The following is a 13707-nucleotide window of genomic DNA, read 5'->3' as shown; positions in this document are numbered from 1 at the left end:
GTCGCGGCCTGTGGCATGTGCTGGCCGCTCGACGACGAGCCCGACGAGTCTGATGAGCTCGACGAACCGGAGGAGCTGGAGGACCCCGACGACGAACTCGAGCCTGACGAGCCTGACGAGCCCGACGAACTCGAACCTGACGAGCCCGAGGAGCCGGACGAACCCGAGCTCGAAGAGGACGACGACGGCTCATCGACATCCGGCATCGGGATGGGCTCCATGTTGAGCCGCTCCTCCGGGATGTCGGGCGGTGCGACCGGGGGCTGCCCGTTGATCATCAACGGCCCCTTGGCGCTGTTGACCAATGTCGACCAGCCGCCGTTGCCCAAAGTGGCACCGATGCTGCACGACACCTGACGGCTGCCTGCCGACCAGCTCGGCAGCGAGATCGTGCTGTAACTCAAGGCCAACGTGGTGGTGCGCAACTGAACCGGGGCCAGGTAGGCATCGGTCTGCTCAGTGCAGGTGTTCTTGATGAAGTTGTCCTGGTCGCCCTCTGACGGCAGCCCGCCGGGAAACTTCTCGCCGAGATTCACCGCGCCGGTGACCTCCATCGCGTGCGGTGCCGCGCAATCGACCGGGACATCGGTGGGCTGATTGGTGGCGGCGTCGATGCCGAGGCAGGTGCCCGCGGCCCACACCTTCGACTGATCGACTTCGGACACCTTGCCCGCGGACTCCAACTGGCTGTCACCAGGGCCGAGCAACTGCAGGCCGCACAACATGCGGCGCTCACCGGACTGCTTCCAGGCCTTCTCGCCGGACCACAGCAGGCCGATCGTGTACTTGCCGTTCGGGTCGTACTTCGGGCCCAGGTAACCGCGCACCGACGGAGTGCACTGCTCCTGGCTGATCTGCTTGATCCGGTCCACCGACGGTGGCGGCGCGCCGGGAGCGTATTCACTGCCCGGGAACGTGCGCATGTCCACCGATTGGGCCACCTCGAAACGGTGGTTGTCCTTGCAGTCGACGATGTGCGCGGCGTCCGGGTTGCGGCCGGGCCAGTTCAGGCAATCGCCGCGCTTGACGTGATTGAACGTGTCGTTGCCACGCGGACCCAACGCGATGGTTCCGCCGGAGTTCGACCCCTCGCTGCGGGGCAACGCGGTGATCAGCCCCGCGATGAGCAAGGCGCCGAGCGCGGTCAACAGCAGCGCGCGTCGTGTCGACGCGGCTGCCAGACTCTGCCACCACCGGTCCCGCGCAGGATATTCGTCCGGCGGCGGTTCGGCGAGCAGGACCCCACCGTCGGGGTTCTCGGGGTGCTCGGATGGTTCCAACATTGCCCCCCATTGTGACAGGCGTGTCAGCACCTGTGACAACTGATGCGGTTGTAATGTTGCGTGGTTGTGCCCGGCGGTCGGGGCCAGGTGGACGGCGTCGCTCGGATACCTCTCGACCGGCCACCTCAGATGTACGTCGCCGCACTTCAAAAAGTAGGGTTGCGCCCGTGATCGACCTCAAGCTGCTGCGCGACAATCCCGACACCGTCCGTGCATCGCAACGGGCTCGCGGAGAAGACCCGGCGCGCGTCGACGCGCTGGTGCAGGCCGATACGGCGCGGCGGGCCGCGATCTCGGCGGCCGACAACCTGCGCGCCGAGCAGAAGGCGGCCAGCAAGCTGGTGGGCAAGGCGACACCTGAGGAGCGGCCGGCGCTGCTGCAACAGGCCAAGGACCTGGCCGAGCAGGTCAAGGCCGCAGAGGCCGCACAGGCCGAGGCCGAGAGCGCCTTCACGGCTGCCCACATGGCGATCGGCAACGTGATCATCGACGGGGTGCCGGCCGGCGGCGAGGACGACTTCGTGGTGCTCGACACAGTCGGTGAACCGCGGGGCATCGACAACCCGAAAGACCACCTCGAGCTGGGCGAGGCGCTCGGGCTGATCGACATGGAACGCGGCGCCAAGGTGTCGGGTTCGCGGTTCTACTTCCTCACCGGCCATGGTGCGCTGCTGCAACTGGGCCTGTTGCAGCTGGCCACCCAGGTGGCGGTGCAGAACGGGTTCACGCTGATGATCCCGCCGGTGCTGGTGCGCCCAGAAGTCATGGCGGGCACCGGATTCCTCGGCGCCCACGCCGACGAGATCTACCGCCTCGAGGCCGACGACCTGTACCTGGTCGGCACCTCGGAGGTGCCGCTGGCGGGCTACCACTCGGGCGAGATCCTCGACCTGTCCGCAGGACCCAAGCGGTACGCCGGCTGGTCGTCGTGCTTCCGGCGCGAGGCGGGCAGCTACGGCAAGGACACCCGCGGCATCATCCGGGTGCATCAGTTCGACAAGGTCGAGGGCTTCGTCTACTGCAAGCCCGAAGACGCCGAGGCCGAGCACCAGAAGCTCCTGGGCTGGCAGCGCCAGATGCTGGCGGCCATCGAGGTGCCCTACCGCGTGATCGACGTCGCCGCAGGAGATCTCGGCTCCTCGGCGGCGCGCAAGTACGACTGCGAGGCGTGGGTCCCCACCCAGCAGACCTACCGGGAACTCACCTCCACCTCGAACTGCACGACGTTCCAGGCCAGGCGTTTGGCCACGCGCTACCGCGACGAGAACGGCAAGCCGCAGATCGCCGCGACCCTCAACGGAACGCTCGGTACCACCCGCTGGCTGGTGGCGATCCTGGAGAACCACCAGCAACCCGACGGCAGCGTCCGCATCCCCGACGCGCTGGTGCCGTTCGTCGGCACCCCGGTGCTGGAACCCCGGTAAGCACCACACCGCGGCCATGACTGCGGACAGCCCGGTGCGGGTGAAAGTGCTCGGCCCGGTACAGGCCTGGGTCGGCGACGATCCGGTGGATCTCGGCGCCCGGCTGCAGCGGGCGCTGCTGGCGCGGTTGGTGGTCGCACACGGCCACACGGTGTCGGTCGATCGGCTCATCGACGACCTCTGGGAGGGGGAGCCGCCACCCAAGGCGTTGTCGGCGCTGCAGGTCTATGTGTCGCATCTGCGGCGCGGGCTGGAGCCGGATCGGCCGCGGCGGGCCCCGGCCCGCATCCTGGTCAGCGCCGCGCCCGGATATTGCCTGCGACTGCCGGTCGATGCGGTCGACGCCTGGCAGTTCGAAGCCAGGGTCACTGCGGCATATGAAGAATCGGATCCACAGCAGCGGGTCAGGGGGCTCGAACTGGCGCTGGCCGGTTGGTCGGGTGATCCGTTCGCCGGCGCGGGCGACGCGTTGTGGGCCGCACCGGAGGTGGCCAGGCTGACCGAACTGCGACTCTCGGCGGTGGAGGCGCAGGCCGGTGCGCAGGTGGAACTCGGCCGGTACGGCACCGTCGTCGCCGCGCTGGAGCGCCACGTCCGCGAGCACCCCGGTCGCGAGGGCGCCGCCGCGGTGCTGGCCACCGCCTTGTACCGGACCGGACGTCAGACCGATGCCCTGGAGGTGTTGCGGCGCACCCGGGACCACCTGGTGGATGAGCTGGGGCTGGAACCCGGCCGCGCGCTGCGCGATCTCGAACGCGACATCTTGTGTCAGGCTGACCACCTGGAGCCGTCACGGACGCTCCCGCAGCCGGCGATACCGGAGATGGCACCTCCCGACCGCATCGAGGCCGGCGCCTATGGCCGGGCCGAGGAACTCGCCGAGATCGACTCGGCCGCAAGCGCGGTCGCCGCCGGCGGTAGCTCGGTGCTGTGGATCGCAGGCGAAGCGGGCTCGGGTAAGACCACGCTGGCGGCCGCCGCGACGAGCCGGTTGCGCGCGGCGGGCTGGCGGACGGTGCTCGGCCGTTGTCCAGAGGTGCACGGCGCGCCGGCCGGGTGGGCGTGGACCGAGGTGTTGCGAGAACTCGTCGACCCCGCCGGCTCACTGGACGACCGGCAGGCGCTGGCTCCGTTGCTGCACGACGGCGCCGTGGTCGAGCCCGGCACGTTCTGGCTCGGGCACGCGGTGGCCGACGTGCTGAGCGTGGTCGCCGCGCAGCAACCGCTGGCCGTTGTGCTCGACGATCTGCACCGGACCGACGGGCTGACGTTGGAGCTGCTGCGACTGGTGGCCGACCGGATCAAGGACCTTCGGGTGCTGGTCATCGGTACCTATCGGCCCTCGGAGGACCGCGGCGAGCTGGAAGTGGCCCGGGCGGCGCTGACGGTGCACACCGCGGCACACCTGATGCTGGGTGGGCTGGATGCGGCGGCCACCGCGGCGCTGGCCGCCGATTGCGGGCTGGCCGCCGCCAGTGGCGAGGCGCTGCGGTTGCTGCGCGAGCGGACGGGCGGCAACCCGCTGTTCATCCGGGAACTGGCCCGGCTGATGGCCGCCGAAGGGACCGATGCGGTGTGGGCCTCGGTTCCCGTCGGGGTGCGAGATGTGTTGCGGCGCAGGCTGGCCCGACTTCCGGGGCCGACCGTCACCGCACTGCGCCAGGCCGCCGTGCTGGGCCGCGACATCGACGTCGACCTGCTCTCCGAACTCGGCCGCATCGACCCCGACGACCTGCTCGACGCGCTGGAGCCGGCCGTCCTGCTGGGTCTGCTCGACGAGCCCGAACCCGGCCGGTTACGGTTTGCCCACGCACTGGTCCGCGACACCCTCTACGAGGACACCTCGAAGCTGCGCCGGACCCGTTTGCACGCGGCCGCGTTGGAACTGCTGCGCGCACCGGCGAGGTCGGTCGATCCGGCTGCCCTGGCGCACCACGCTGTTGCCGCCGCGACAGCCGAAACCTCTTTGACCGCTGCCGCTTTCGCCACCGAGGCGGCGCGCGAGGCGGATTCGGTCGGCGCGTACACCGAAGCCGCCCGGCAGTGGCGGGCCGCCGTGCAGATGCTCGAGCTGGCGGCCGGTCGGCGGTTGGCGCCCTTGGCCGACGGCCTCGAGCGCGAGATCGACGCCCGGTGCGGGCTGATCTCCGCGCTCGCGCAGTCCGGTGACGCGGTCGCGGCGCGCATCGAGATGAAGGCCGCGCTGCAACTGCTGACCGGGAAGTCGCGCGACGACCTGATGGTCCGGGTGCTCACCGCCTGGGACACCCCGTTGGTGTGGCGGGACCGCGAATACGACGAATCCGACACCCACATGATCGGGCTGCTGCGCCGGGTGCTGGCCGAGGGAAACGGACAGCCCACCGAACTCGCGGTGGCCGACCGGATCCGGCTGCTCAAGGCGCTGTACGTGGAACTGGAGGGCACCGACCCGGACGGGGCGCTGGCCGCCAGCACCGAACTGCTGGAGCTGGCGCGGCAGGCCTACGCCGCGGACCCGGCAGCGTCGGGCCGGCTGCTGTGCACTGCGCTGAACGTCCGTGCCTATTGCGCGTTGGGACCCGACCTCGACGCCGAACGGGATTCGACCGCAGCTGAACTGCTGCGGACCGCGGAGGCCACCGAGCAGGCCGACTATCAAGCGGTGGCGCACTGGCTGCTGTCACTGGCGGCCGGTCACCGCTGCGATCTGGCGACGGCGAAACGACACGTGGACATCGCGGTGGCCCGCGCCGGCACCGGGCAACTCGTGCACCTTCTCGGCGTGCTCGGGCTGTTCCGGGCCCGGATGCACCTGCTGGCGGGACGCTTGGACGACGCGGTGAGCGCCTACACCGACCTGGCCGCGCGCATGGTGGAGAACGGTGCCGCGAACGGGGCCAAGCTGGCGATGGTCGGACGCGTGACGGGTGAGTTCTGTCTCGGAGATCTGGGCCTGCTGGCCGACGAACTGGTGTTCTTCTACCGGGAGGTGTCGGTCGCCGCGCTGGACGCCGCGGTGCTGGCGCTGATCGCACGCGGTCGTGACGCTGAAGCTCGGGAACTGTGGCAGGCCCGCCAACCGATCGAGCGAGCGTATTTCTGGCTTCCGTTCACCGTGCTGCGCGTCAACGCGGCGGTGGCACTCGGCGACCTCGACGAGGCCCGGGCGCGGGCAGCCGATCTGGGTGCGTACTCCGGCCGGATCGCCGGGCTCGGCGTCGACGGGCTGATGGTGGGCCCGGTGGACGAGGCGCTGGCCGCCGCCGCCGACGCGCTGGGACGTCCTGAGGTGGCGCGAGGCTACCGCCAGGCCGCTGCGGCGTTGCGGGACCGGCTGGCCGAACAGGCCAGGGCCTTCATCGACTGACTCCGGCGGTGCCGGATCATCGGCTCACGCCGAACACTGCCCGTTCCCGCCGCCGGTGCACCAGCTGCAACACCGACAGCAGGATCCGCAGCCCGATCCCGACGTGCTGTGCCAGTGTCGAACGTTCCTCGTCGGTCATCGCCGCCAGTGAGCGTGGACCGTCGAACGACATGCGGCTGCCGTCACGGGCGGCCCGCTCCACCGACTCCCAGTCCGCAACCGAGACGTGCTCGGCGATCAAGGGGAACACCTCCAGCTCCTCGTCGTTGATGTGCTCGGTCAGCGATGCCGAGAGTTCGGCCAGCTCAAGGGCCATCACGCCGGCGATCTGGCGGTCACCCATCGACAGCCGGAACGCCGCGGCGCGGGCCCGCAGCTGGTCCAGCCTCGGGTCGAGGGCGGCATGGTCGTCGGTCAGCTCGCTCAAGTCGACATGACTGCCCACGCTGGCCTGGATCACCGGCCACAACACGGTGTCCTCGACGGTGTGGTGATGGTGAATGGAATCGCACAGCCATTCCAGGTATCGCGAAATCGCCCGGGCACGGCCGGGAGTGCAGATCACATCCCGGTCCCGCACCGCCGTGGCGAGCTCGGTCAGGCGGGTCAGATCGGTCAGCATCGCGCGGTGCGCGAGGGTGATACCCAGCAGGTCGGGCGCGGGATCGCCGGATTTGCGGGGTTCGACTGTGACGGTGGTGGACACGGCGGTGCTCCTCGGGTTCTGCGGATCCGGGGTTGGCGGATCGGATGTCTTGGTGCACAGCCTGGGCGCGCCGACTTAAGTGCGACTTGTTTCCGGCTTGTCGCGGCCACAGTAGGGTTGCAGCCATGATCGATATCGACCTCGGCGAGGTGCGTAATTGGTTCGGCTTCGGTGTGGCCGGAAATTTCGCGGGCCATCTCGAACAGGCCGGAGAGGCCGGGGATTTCGTCAAGGTGGTCACCGAAGGGTATGCCCCCAAGGGCATCTTCCCGTGGTACGCGCCCGGCCGCGACGATTTCCTGGGCGAGTTCCCGCTGTCCAGCGATGCCATCTTGATTCCAGACGTCGGCGAGGACCCAGATTTTCAAGGCCCGCTCAACTTGCAGATCGAGCCCGAGGTCGGGGTGGCCTGCCAGGTGGTGTGGAACGGCGACACCGTGGTGCGGCTGGAGCCGTTCGCACTCGGCGCCTTCAACGACTGCTCGATCCGCCGACCGGGTGCACCGAAGATCAGCCACAAGAAGAACTGGGGCCCCGCGTCCAAAGGTGTTGCGCCGCAATTCTTCGAGATCAGCGATTTGACCCCGGACGGCCCTACCGCGACGATGCGGCTGGTCTGCTACCTGAGCGAGAACGACGGCGAGCAGCACGCATACGGCGTGGATTCACCGCTGGTGGGTTACTCGTACTACGGCGAGGTGCTGCTGGACTGGATCGTCGAGCGGCTGGCCAATCAGAAGGGTTCGGCGGACACACCTTTGGAGGATGTCGGTGCCTTGATGGTGGCCAGCGGGCATCCGGAGAACGTGCTGATCGGTATCGGCGCCACCCGCTACACGCCGCTCGGTGAGTCCACCTTCCTCAAGCCTGGAGATGAGGCGATCGTCCGGGTGTACGACAGTGCGTCCAGTGCGGCTTCTGAACTGCGGCAGGTGGTTTCCGCGCGTTAACTGCCGAGCAGTTCGTCGAGTAGCGCGATCAACTCGGCGGGGCGCTGTGGGGTGAACGCCGGATCGGGGCGAGTCCCGTTGACTTTCAAGGTGATCAGCGTCGACTTGATCGGCCGCCACACGTCCAGTGGCATCCAGCGGCGCAGGTCCGAACTGCCCCAGATGCGGAACCGGTTGAGGGCCAGGCCGAGTGACTCGGCCCGGTACGAGCGGATGTCCCGCAACGGGATCACCTTCGAGGTTCCCGACGGGAAATGGTAGCGCCGCAACGTGATCGCCTCGCGATCCAGCTGGATCAGGCCGTCGTCGTAGTACTGGCGCGGGGCACTCATGCGCGTGAGCACCGCAACTCGTGGCCCTTGGTGGTCAGGCATTTGCCGTTCTCCAGGTTCCACTGCCAGCCGTGCAGATTGCAGGTGAGTGTCTTGCCTTCCACCACACCGAACTTCGACAGATCGGCCTTGAGATGCGGGCACCGGCGCTGGATTTCGAAGCCGTCCAGGGTGATCGACGAAGAATCGTCGTGCGCCTCGGCGAACCAGCCGTCGGCGTAGGCGATGCGCTCGTCGGTCAGGCACTTGAAGAACGTGTAGAGGTACTCGTTGTACCCGCCCACGCGCCAGGCCGCGAAGCGGGTGGACAGGAAGATCGTGTTGACCCAGTCCGGCTCGTTGTCGCGCAGCACGGTGCGCACCAGCGCGGGTGGGATGGCGAAACCGTAGCGGAACTTCTCATCCGCGATAGGTTCGCGCACAAGACGTTTCGGGAAATCCAGCACCACGGTCTCGTTGTGGCCGGGGCCCGACAGGCGCAGTTCCACCGGGTAGCCGATGCCGTCGCAGATCTGGTCGGTCTGGCTCATGATCGGCTCGAACAGTGCCCGCAGCCCGGGCAGTAGGGGCTCTCCGGCTGCCGGGGCCCAGGAGGCCTTTTCCGCGGCCAGCACCGGGGCCATCCGTTGTGCGTAGTCCTCGATGTACGCGGCTTTTCCGGTGGTGAAGATCGTCTCGGGATCCTCGACCGGGTGGGTCAGCGAGTTCAGTTGGGATCCCGCGAAATCCGCGGTGCTGCCGGGGAGCATCAGCAGGCCGCCGTCGTGGCCGTGGCGGCGCATCTGGTCCAGGAACACCACCTGGTCGGGGAAAATGTTCGCCGGATCGCCGTGATCGTCGTTGAGATCGCGCAGCTCGGCATCCAGGAAACAGGGCGGCCCGGCCGAGGGGATCACCCACGTTGCCCCGACCTGTGCGATGTATTGGCGGCACCGGTCCATCTGGCGCTGGCGCTTCTGGATACCGAAGGCTTCCTTGGCGCGCGCGGGCATGTCGTAGACCATCGGGTACCAGATGGCGCCCGAATACTGCAGCATGTGCACGTCGACCTGACCGAAGTCGGCATGCAACATCTCGAGATCCACCGGACGTGCGTCGTTCATGTTGAATGCGACGGTCTCGCCGTCGTCGACCACCAGACCTGAGTCACCGATCGGGCCGTCGGCGGGTGCGCGCAGCGCGATGATCATCACATCGAGGTCGCCCTTGGGGCCGCTGACGGTGTGCTTCACCGAATCGGTGGTCTCGAAGAACCGGTGGAAGCCCAGCGCCTGGAGTTCGCGTTGCAGGTCGGGCACCGGGAAGTCGGGCAGCAACACCACCGCGTCCTTGTTGACGTGGCGGCGCAGGTTCTCCGGGTCGAAGTGGTCCTTGTGCAGGTGCGACACGTAGAGGTAGTCCACGTCGCCAAGCGCTGCCCAGTCCAATTGGCTGTTGTCCGGGAACGGGAACCACGAGGCGAAGTAGGCGGGATTGACCCAGGGGTCGCACAAAATGCTGCCAGCCTTGGTCTCGATCAGGAAGCCGGCATGCCCGACGCTGGTGACCTGCACAAACGGCCTTTCGATGGAGTACTTCGATGCCCGCCCAGCCTAGCCCGAGTTGGGTGACGCGCAGATACGGGCTGGGATTAGGCTGGCTACGTGGAACCGGTGTACGGGACTGTCATACAACTCGCTCGAATGGCCTGGCGGCTGCAGGGGCTGAAGTTCACCGTGACCGGGGTGGAGAACCTCCCGGTCACCGGCGGCGCGGTGGTGGCCATCAACCACACCAGCTACTTCGACTTCACGTTCGCCGGCTTGCCGGCCTACTTGCAGAAGCGGGGCCGCAAGGTGCGGTTCATGGCAAAGAAGGAAGTCTTCGACAACAAGGTCACCGGCCCGATCATGCGCAGCCTGCGGCATATCGAGGTCGACCGGGACAGTGGTGCGGCGTCATTTGAGGCAGCGGTGGACTACCTCAAGGCCGGGGAACTGGTCGGGGTGTACCCGGAGGCGACGATCAGCCGCAGCTTCGAGATCAAGGATTTCAAGTCCGGCGCGGCCCGGATGGCGATCGAAGCCGGGGTGCCGATCGTGCCGCACATCGTGTGGGGTGCCCAGCGCATCTGGACCAAGGGCCATCCGAAGAACCTGTATCGGCCGAAGGTGCCGATCTCGATCGCGGTCGGCGAGCCGATTCAGCCGACCCTGCCCGCAATCGAGCTGACCGCGCTGCTGCATTCACGCATGCAGCACCTGCTGGCTGAGGTTCAGGACACCTATGGTCCGTATCCTCCCGGCGAATTCTGGGTACCGCACCGCCTGGGCGGTTCGGCGCCGACGTTGGCCGAGGCCAATCGGATGGATGCCGAGGAAGCGGCCGCGAAGGCGGCCAGGCGCGCGTTGGACGGCCCTTCTGGGCCTTCTGGACCCACCGGGGCCTCGGGGTAAGACGCGTATGGAACCGGTTTTCCGAAGTTTGGAGATCGCCGCCAGGCTCGCGGTACGGGCCACCGGGACTCGGATCACCTTCGGTGGGTTGGAGAATCTGCCCGCCAAGGGTGGTGCCGTAGTGGCCATCAACCACACGAGCTACGTGGATTTCCTTCCGGCCGGCCTGGCGGCCACCGAGCGTGGCCGGCGGTTGCGGTTCATGATCAAGGCGGAGATGGACCAGGTGAAGGTGGTCCACTATTTGATCAGGCACACCGGGACGATCCCGGTGGACCGTAGGGCAGGCGCCGGGGCCTACGCCGTGGCGGTGGAGGCATTGCGCCGTGGCGAGTTGGTCGGGGTGTATCCGGAGGCGACGATCAGCCGTAGCTTCGAACTCAAGGACTTCAAGACGGGTGCGGCCCGGATGGCGTTGGAAGCCGGCGTGCCGATCGTTCCGCTGATCGTCTGGGGTGCGCACCGCATCTGGACCAAAGATCATCCGAAAGCATTGGGGCGCAAGAAAATTCCTGTCACTGTTCAGATCGGCCCACGTATTGTGCCTACGGGTACCGTTGCCCAGCTCGATGAGTCGCTCCGGGCAGGGATGTCCTCGCTGCTGACCCGGGCCCAGCAGGACTACCCGGCCCCGACCGGGGCGCATTGGGTGCCGCGCCGGCTGGGTGGGACGGCTCCGACGCTCCAGGAGGCCAAGCGGCTCGACGAGGCCGAGTTGGCCGAACGCGCGCGCAAGCGTGCCGAACGTGAAGCGAAGAGCAGCAGGTGAGCGTCGAGTGGGCGCCGGGGTTGATCGCCACCGACGTGGACGGAACGCTGCTCGACGAGGACGAGAAGGTCACGCCGCGCACCCGGGCAGCGGTACAGGCCGCGGTCGAGGCGGGGGCGAATTTCGTGCTGGCCACCGGGCGCCCGCCGCGGTGGATCGCGCCGGTGGTCGACGGTCTGGGGCTGGCGCCGATGGCGGTGTGCGCCAACGGGGCCGTGATCTACGACCCGTCGACCGACCGCATCATCTCGGCCCACACGCTGTCGGCCGAGGTGCTCGGCGAGCTCGCCGAGATCGCCACCCGGGTCATTCCCGGCGCGGGCTTGGCGGTGGAGCGGGTGGGCTCGTCCGCGCATGATGCCGCGACCCCGCAGTTCGTCAGTTCACCGGGCTACGAGCATGCCTGGCTCAACCCGGACAACACCGAGGTGTCGGTCGAGGATCTGCTGAGCGCACCGGCGGTCAAACTGCTCATCCGCAAGGCCGGTGCGCGCAGTGCTGACATGGCCGCTGAACTCCTCGAACACGTTGGGCTCCAAGGTGACATCACCTACTCGACCAACAACGGGCTGATCGAGGTGGTGCCGCTGGGCATCAGCAAGGCCACCGGCGTCGAAGAGCTGGCCGCTCCGCTGGGGCTCACTGCCGCCGACATCGTGACCTTCGGCGACATGCCCAACGACATCCCGATGCTGAGCTGGGCGCAGCGCGGGGTGGCGATGGGCAATGCCCATCCTGCCGCGGTGGACGCGGCCGACGAGGTGACCGTGACCAACCGCGAGGACGGGGTGGCCCGGGTGCTGGAACGCTGGTGGTCCTGACGCCTCGGGCGCTCAGGTGATGGGGGTGAAGCGCTCCAGCTGCACGGGCTGCTGATCGGGTGACGGCGGGGGCAGTTCCACGGGCACACCGTCGACCACGCGGGTCACAGTGCCTTTCTCGCGGTCGAAGTTCAGTGTGCCGTGCTGGAAGTTCTGCACGATCCACTGGGGCTCGGGGATTTCGGCGCTGGTCGGCAGGCCCAGCACACCGCGCTCGAAGCCCAGTGTTCCCCAGGCCTCGTAGATGGCCCCGGTGACGGGTTGGGCGCCGCTGGCGGGTGACCAGTAGACGGCGCCGCGCTCGAATGTCGCGTACCGGGCACCCCCTTTGCCTACGGTCTCGGGTGAGGTCGGGTTGCCCAGCAGGCCGGCCGCCCCGCCTTCGGCCTGCCAGCGGTTGTAGATCGCGCCGCCGCGCATCTGGTCGGCCAGGTCCGCGGGCCCGGGCGGCTGATTGAACCGGGCCGCGATGTCGCGGATGTGGTCCATCTGGGCGTACGCGGCGTTGCCGGGGCAATCGGTGATGCCGACGTCGCGGTGGGTGAAGATCGTCGGCAGGGTCGGGGTGGCTCCGCGTGGGAAGTGGGTGAAAGACCCGCCTGCGGAGGTGAGCACGACGGTGCCGTGCGGATCGACGTGATTGAGCCCGAGCCGCCAGCCCAGGAGGCGGCCGGTGTTGCGCACCTGGATCTCGGTGGGCGGTACGACGTCGAAGTCGCCCATCATCGCCACGCCCCAGGTGTCGATGTTGAAGCCGCCGGTGTGGGACCCTTCGACGGGCTTGTCCATTCCGCCGGCGCGGCCCTCGAAAACCTGCCCGTACTTGTCCACCATGGCGTTGTAGGCGATGTCGCACCAGCCCAGCTCACGGGTGTGGTACTCGTAGATCGACCGGACGATGCCTGCTGAATCCTCGGGGGCATACTCGTTGCTGCCCGCCGTGTGGTGCACGATGCCGGCGCGAATACCCTTGTCGTACACGGTGTTTCCGCACCGCATCGACTCGTTGGCGCCCCACTGGGCGCGGCTGATGATGGTCGGCGGTTGGCCGGGGTTGATGGCGGCGGTCGGCAGTGGCCGGACGTCGGCGGGTGCCTGCGGCGGGGTGATCAGTACCGCGGTCACGTTCTGACCGATGGGTGCCTGGACGTTGGCGGGGATATAGCCGAGTGCGGGTTGTGCCGCGCCGGGTTTCCCGGGCGGTGCCGCGGGTGCCCGCGGTGCGCGGGTGACGGCGATCTGCACGGTGTTGGTGCGGCCGACGAACACCGGTTCGGTGCCGCGTGGGCCTGCGGTGTCGGCGCCGACGCCGTCGAGATTCTCGGCCTGGTACCAGGGGCCCCAGCCGCCGTCGTCCTTGCGGGCACGGACCCGGGCGGACGTGCCGCGCAGGTCCGGCGAGGTGAGCGCGACCATCGAGAACGGGGTGTCCTGATGGATCTCGCGGATGCTCTCGCCGACGGCAAGGTTTTCGAGAGATTGCTGTGTGAGTATTGGTGCAGTGTCAGCGGCGGTGGACTGTTTGCCGGAATCGGTGCCGCTGATCGCCCATGGCACGATCACGACCGTCGCCGCAAGGGCGGTGAAGAGTATCGACGGAGCGGAACGGCGGGACTGCACGGACTGATGTTACGTATG

11 protein-coding genes are annotated in these 13707 nt (G+C 68.2%); 6 read left to right on the top strand and 5 right to left on the bottom strand.

The features are described 5' to 3' along the window. On the bottom strand, positions 1–1283 hold a 1283-nt coding region (locus tag E0T84_RS24390; protein ID WP_110765013.1), incomplete at its 3' end, for a septum formation family protein. 167 nt (positions 1284–1450) lie between these two features. On the opposite strand from E0T84_RS24390, the gene serS reads away from it, so the two are divergent. Then, a complete protein-coding gene (serS, locus tag E0T84_RS24385) occupies positions 1451–2707 on the top strand; it encodes a serine--tRNA ligase (RefSeq protein ID WP_070186647.1) in 1257 nt (418 codons plus the stop codon). A 16-nt stretch (positions 2708–2723) separates the two neighbouring features. Further along, positions 2724–6056 carry an AfsR/SARP family transcriptional regulator gene (locus E0T84_RS24380; RefSeq protein ID WP_138745765.1) on the top strand — a complete coding sequence of 1111 codons (3333 nt, stop codon included), beginning with the start codon at positions 2724–2726 and terminating at the stop codon, positions 6054–6056. A 16-nt stretch (positions 6057–6072) separates the two neighbouring features. Here the strand turns inward: E0T84_RS24380 and E0T84_RS24375 are convergent, their stop codons facing one another. Beyond that, positions 6073–6762 (bottom strand): hemerythrin domain-containing protein, encoded by a 690-nt coding sequence (locus E0T84_RS24375; protein WP_070186649.1) that lies wholly within the window; start codon positions 6760–6762, stop codon positions 6073–6075. A 125-nt stretch (positions 6763–6887) separates the two neighbouring features. Between E0T84_RS24375 and E0T84_RS24370 the strand changes: the two genes are divergently transcribed. Further along, on the top strand, positions 6888–7712 hold the full coding sequence (locus tag E0T84_RS24370) for a DUF5718 family protein (RefSeq protein WP_070186650.1): 825 nt from the start codon (positions 6888–6890) through the stop codon (positions 7710–7712). On the opposite strand, the gene E0T84_RS24365 is transcribed toward E0T84_RS24370, so the two are convergent. Then, positions 7709–8044 carry a hypothetical protein gene (locus E0T84_RS24365; protein ID WP_070186651.1) on the bottom strand — a complete coding sequence of 112 codons (336 nt, stop codon included), beginning with the start codon at positions 8042–8044 and terminating at the stop codon, positions 7709–7711. The genes E0T84_RS24370 and E0T84_RS24365 overlap by 4 nt on opposite strands. Beyond that, entirely contained in the window at positions 8041–9597 is a 1557-nt protein-coding gene (locus E0T84_RS24360; protein ID WP_138745764.1) for an MBL fold metallo-hydrolase, read from the bottom strand. The genes E0T84_RS24365 and E0T84_RS24360 overlap by 4 nt, the downstream gene beginning before the upstream one ends. 90 nt (positions 9598–9687) lie before the next feature. Here E0T84_RS24360 and E0T84_RS24355 point away from each other — a divergent pair, with 90 nt between their 5' ends. From E0T84_RS24355 to E0T84_RS24345, 3 genes are read left to right on the top strand one after another with little or no spacing between them, the layout of a single operon-like run. Continuing rightward, the gene (locus tag E0T84_RS24355; RefSeq protein ID WP_138745763.1) at positions 9688–10479 is read left to right on the top strand and encodes a 1-acyl-sn-glycerol-3-phosphate acyltransferase; all 792 of its coding nucleotides are present in this window, start codon (positions 9688–9690) and stop codon (positions 10477–10479) included. A gap of 7 nt (positions 10480–10486) precedes the next feature. Beyond that, a complete protein-coding gene (locus tag E0T84_RS24350; protein ID WP_138745762.1) occupies positions 10487–11248 on the top strand; it encodes a 1-acyl-sn-glycerol-3-phosphate acyltransferase in 762 nt (253 codons plus the stop codon). Further along, entirely contained in the window at positions 11245–12069 is an 825-nt protein-coding gene (locus E0T84_RS24345; RefSeq protein ID WP_138745761.1) for an HAD family hydrolase, read from the top strand. The genes E0T84_RS24350 and E0T84_RS24345 overlap by 4 nt, the downstream gene beginning before the upstream one ends. Positions 12070–12081: 12 nt before the next feature. Here E0T84_RS24345 and E0T84_RS24340 read toward each other — a convergent pair whose 3' ends face one another. Next, entirely contained in the window at positions 12082–13689 is a 1608-nt protein-coding gene (locus E0T84_RS24340; protein ID WP_138745760.1) for an N-acetylmuramoyl-L-alanine amidase, read from the bottom strand. Positions 13690–13707 lie beyond the last annotated feature (18 nt).

This window comes from Mycobacterium sp. DBP42 (assembly GCF_005924235.1).
Taxonomy (GTDB): Bacteria; Actinomycetota; Actinomycetes; order Mycobacteriales; family Mycobacteriaceae; genus Mycobacterium; species Mycobacterium syngnathidarum.
The sequence above is the reverse complement of the archived record's forward strand: the minus strand, read 5'-3'. Positions and strand labels throughout refer to the sequence as shown.

What these genes read in the sequence shown, in the direction of transcription:
- E0T84_RS24380 (WP_138745765.1), top strand. Translation starts at nt 2,724, where the DNA reads ATGACTGCGGACAGCCCGGTGCGGGTGAAAGTGCTCGGCCCGGTACAG.
- E0T84_RS24370 (WP_070186650.1), top strand. Translation starts at nt 6,888, where the DNA reads ATGATCGATATCGACCTCGGCGAGGTGCGTAATTGGTTCGGCTTCGGT.
- E0T84_RS24365 (WP_070186651.1), bottom strand. Translation starts at nt 8,044, where the DNA reads ATGAGTGCCCCGCGCCAGTACTACGACGACGGCCTGATCCAGCTGGAT.
- E0T84_RS24350 (WP_138745762.1), top strand. Translation starts at nt 10,487, where the DNA reads ATGGAACCGGTTTTCCGAAGTTTGGAGATCGCCGCCAGGCTCGCGGTA.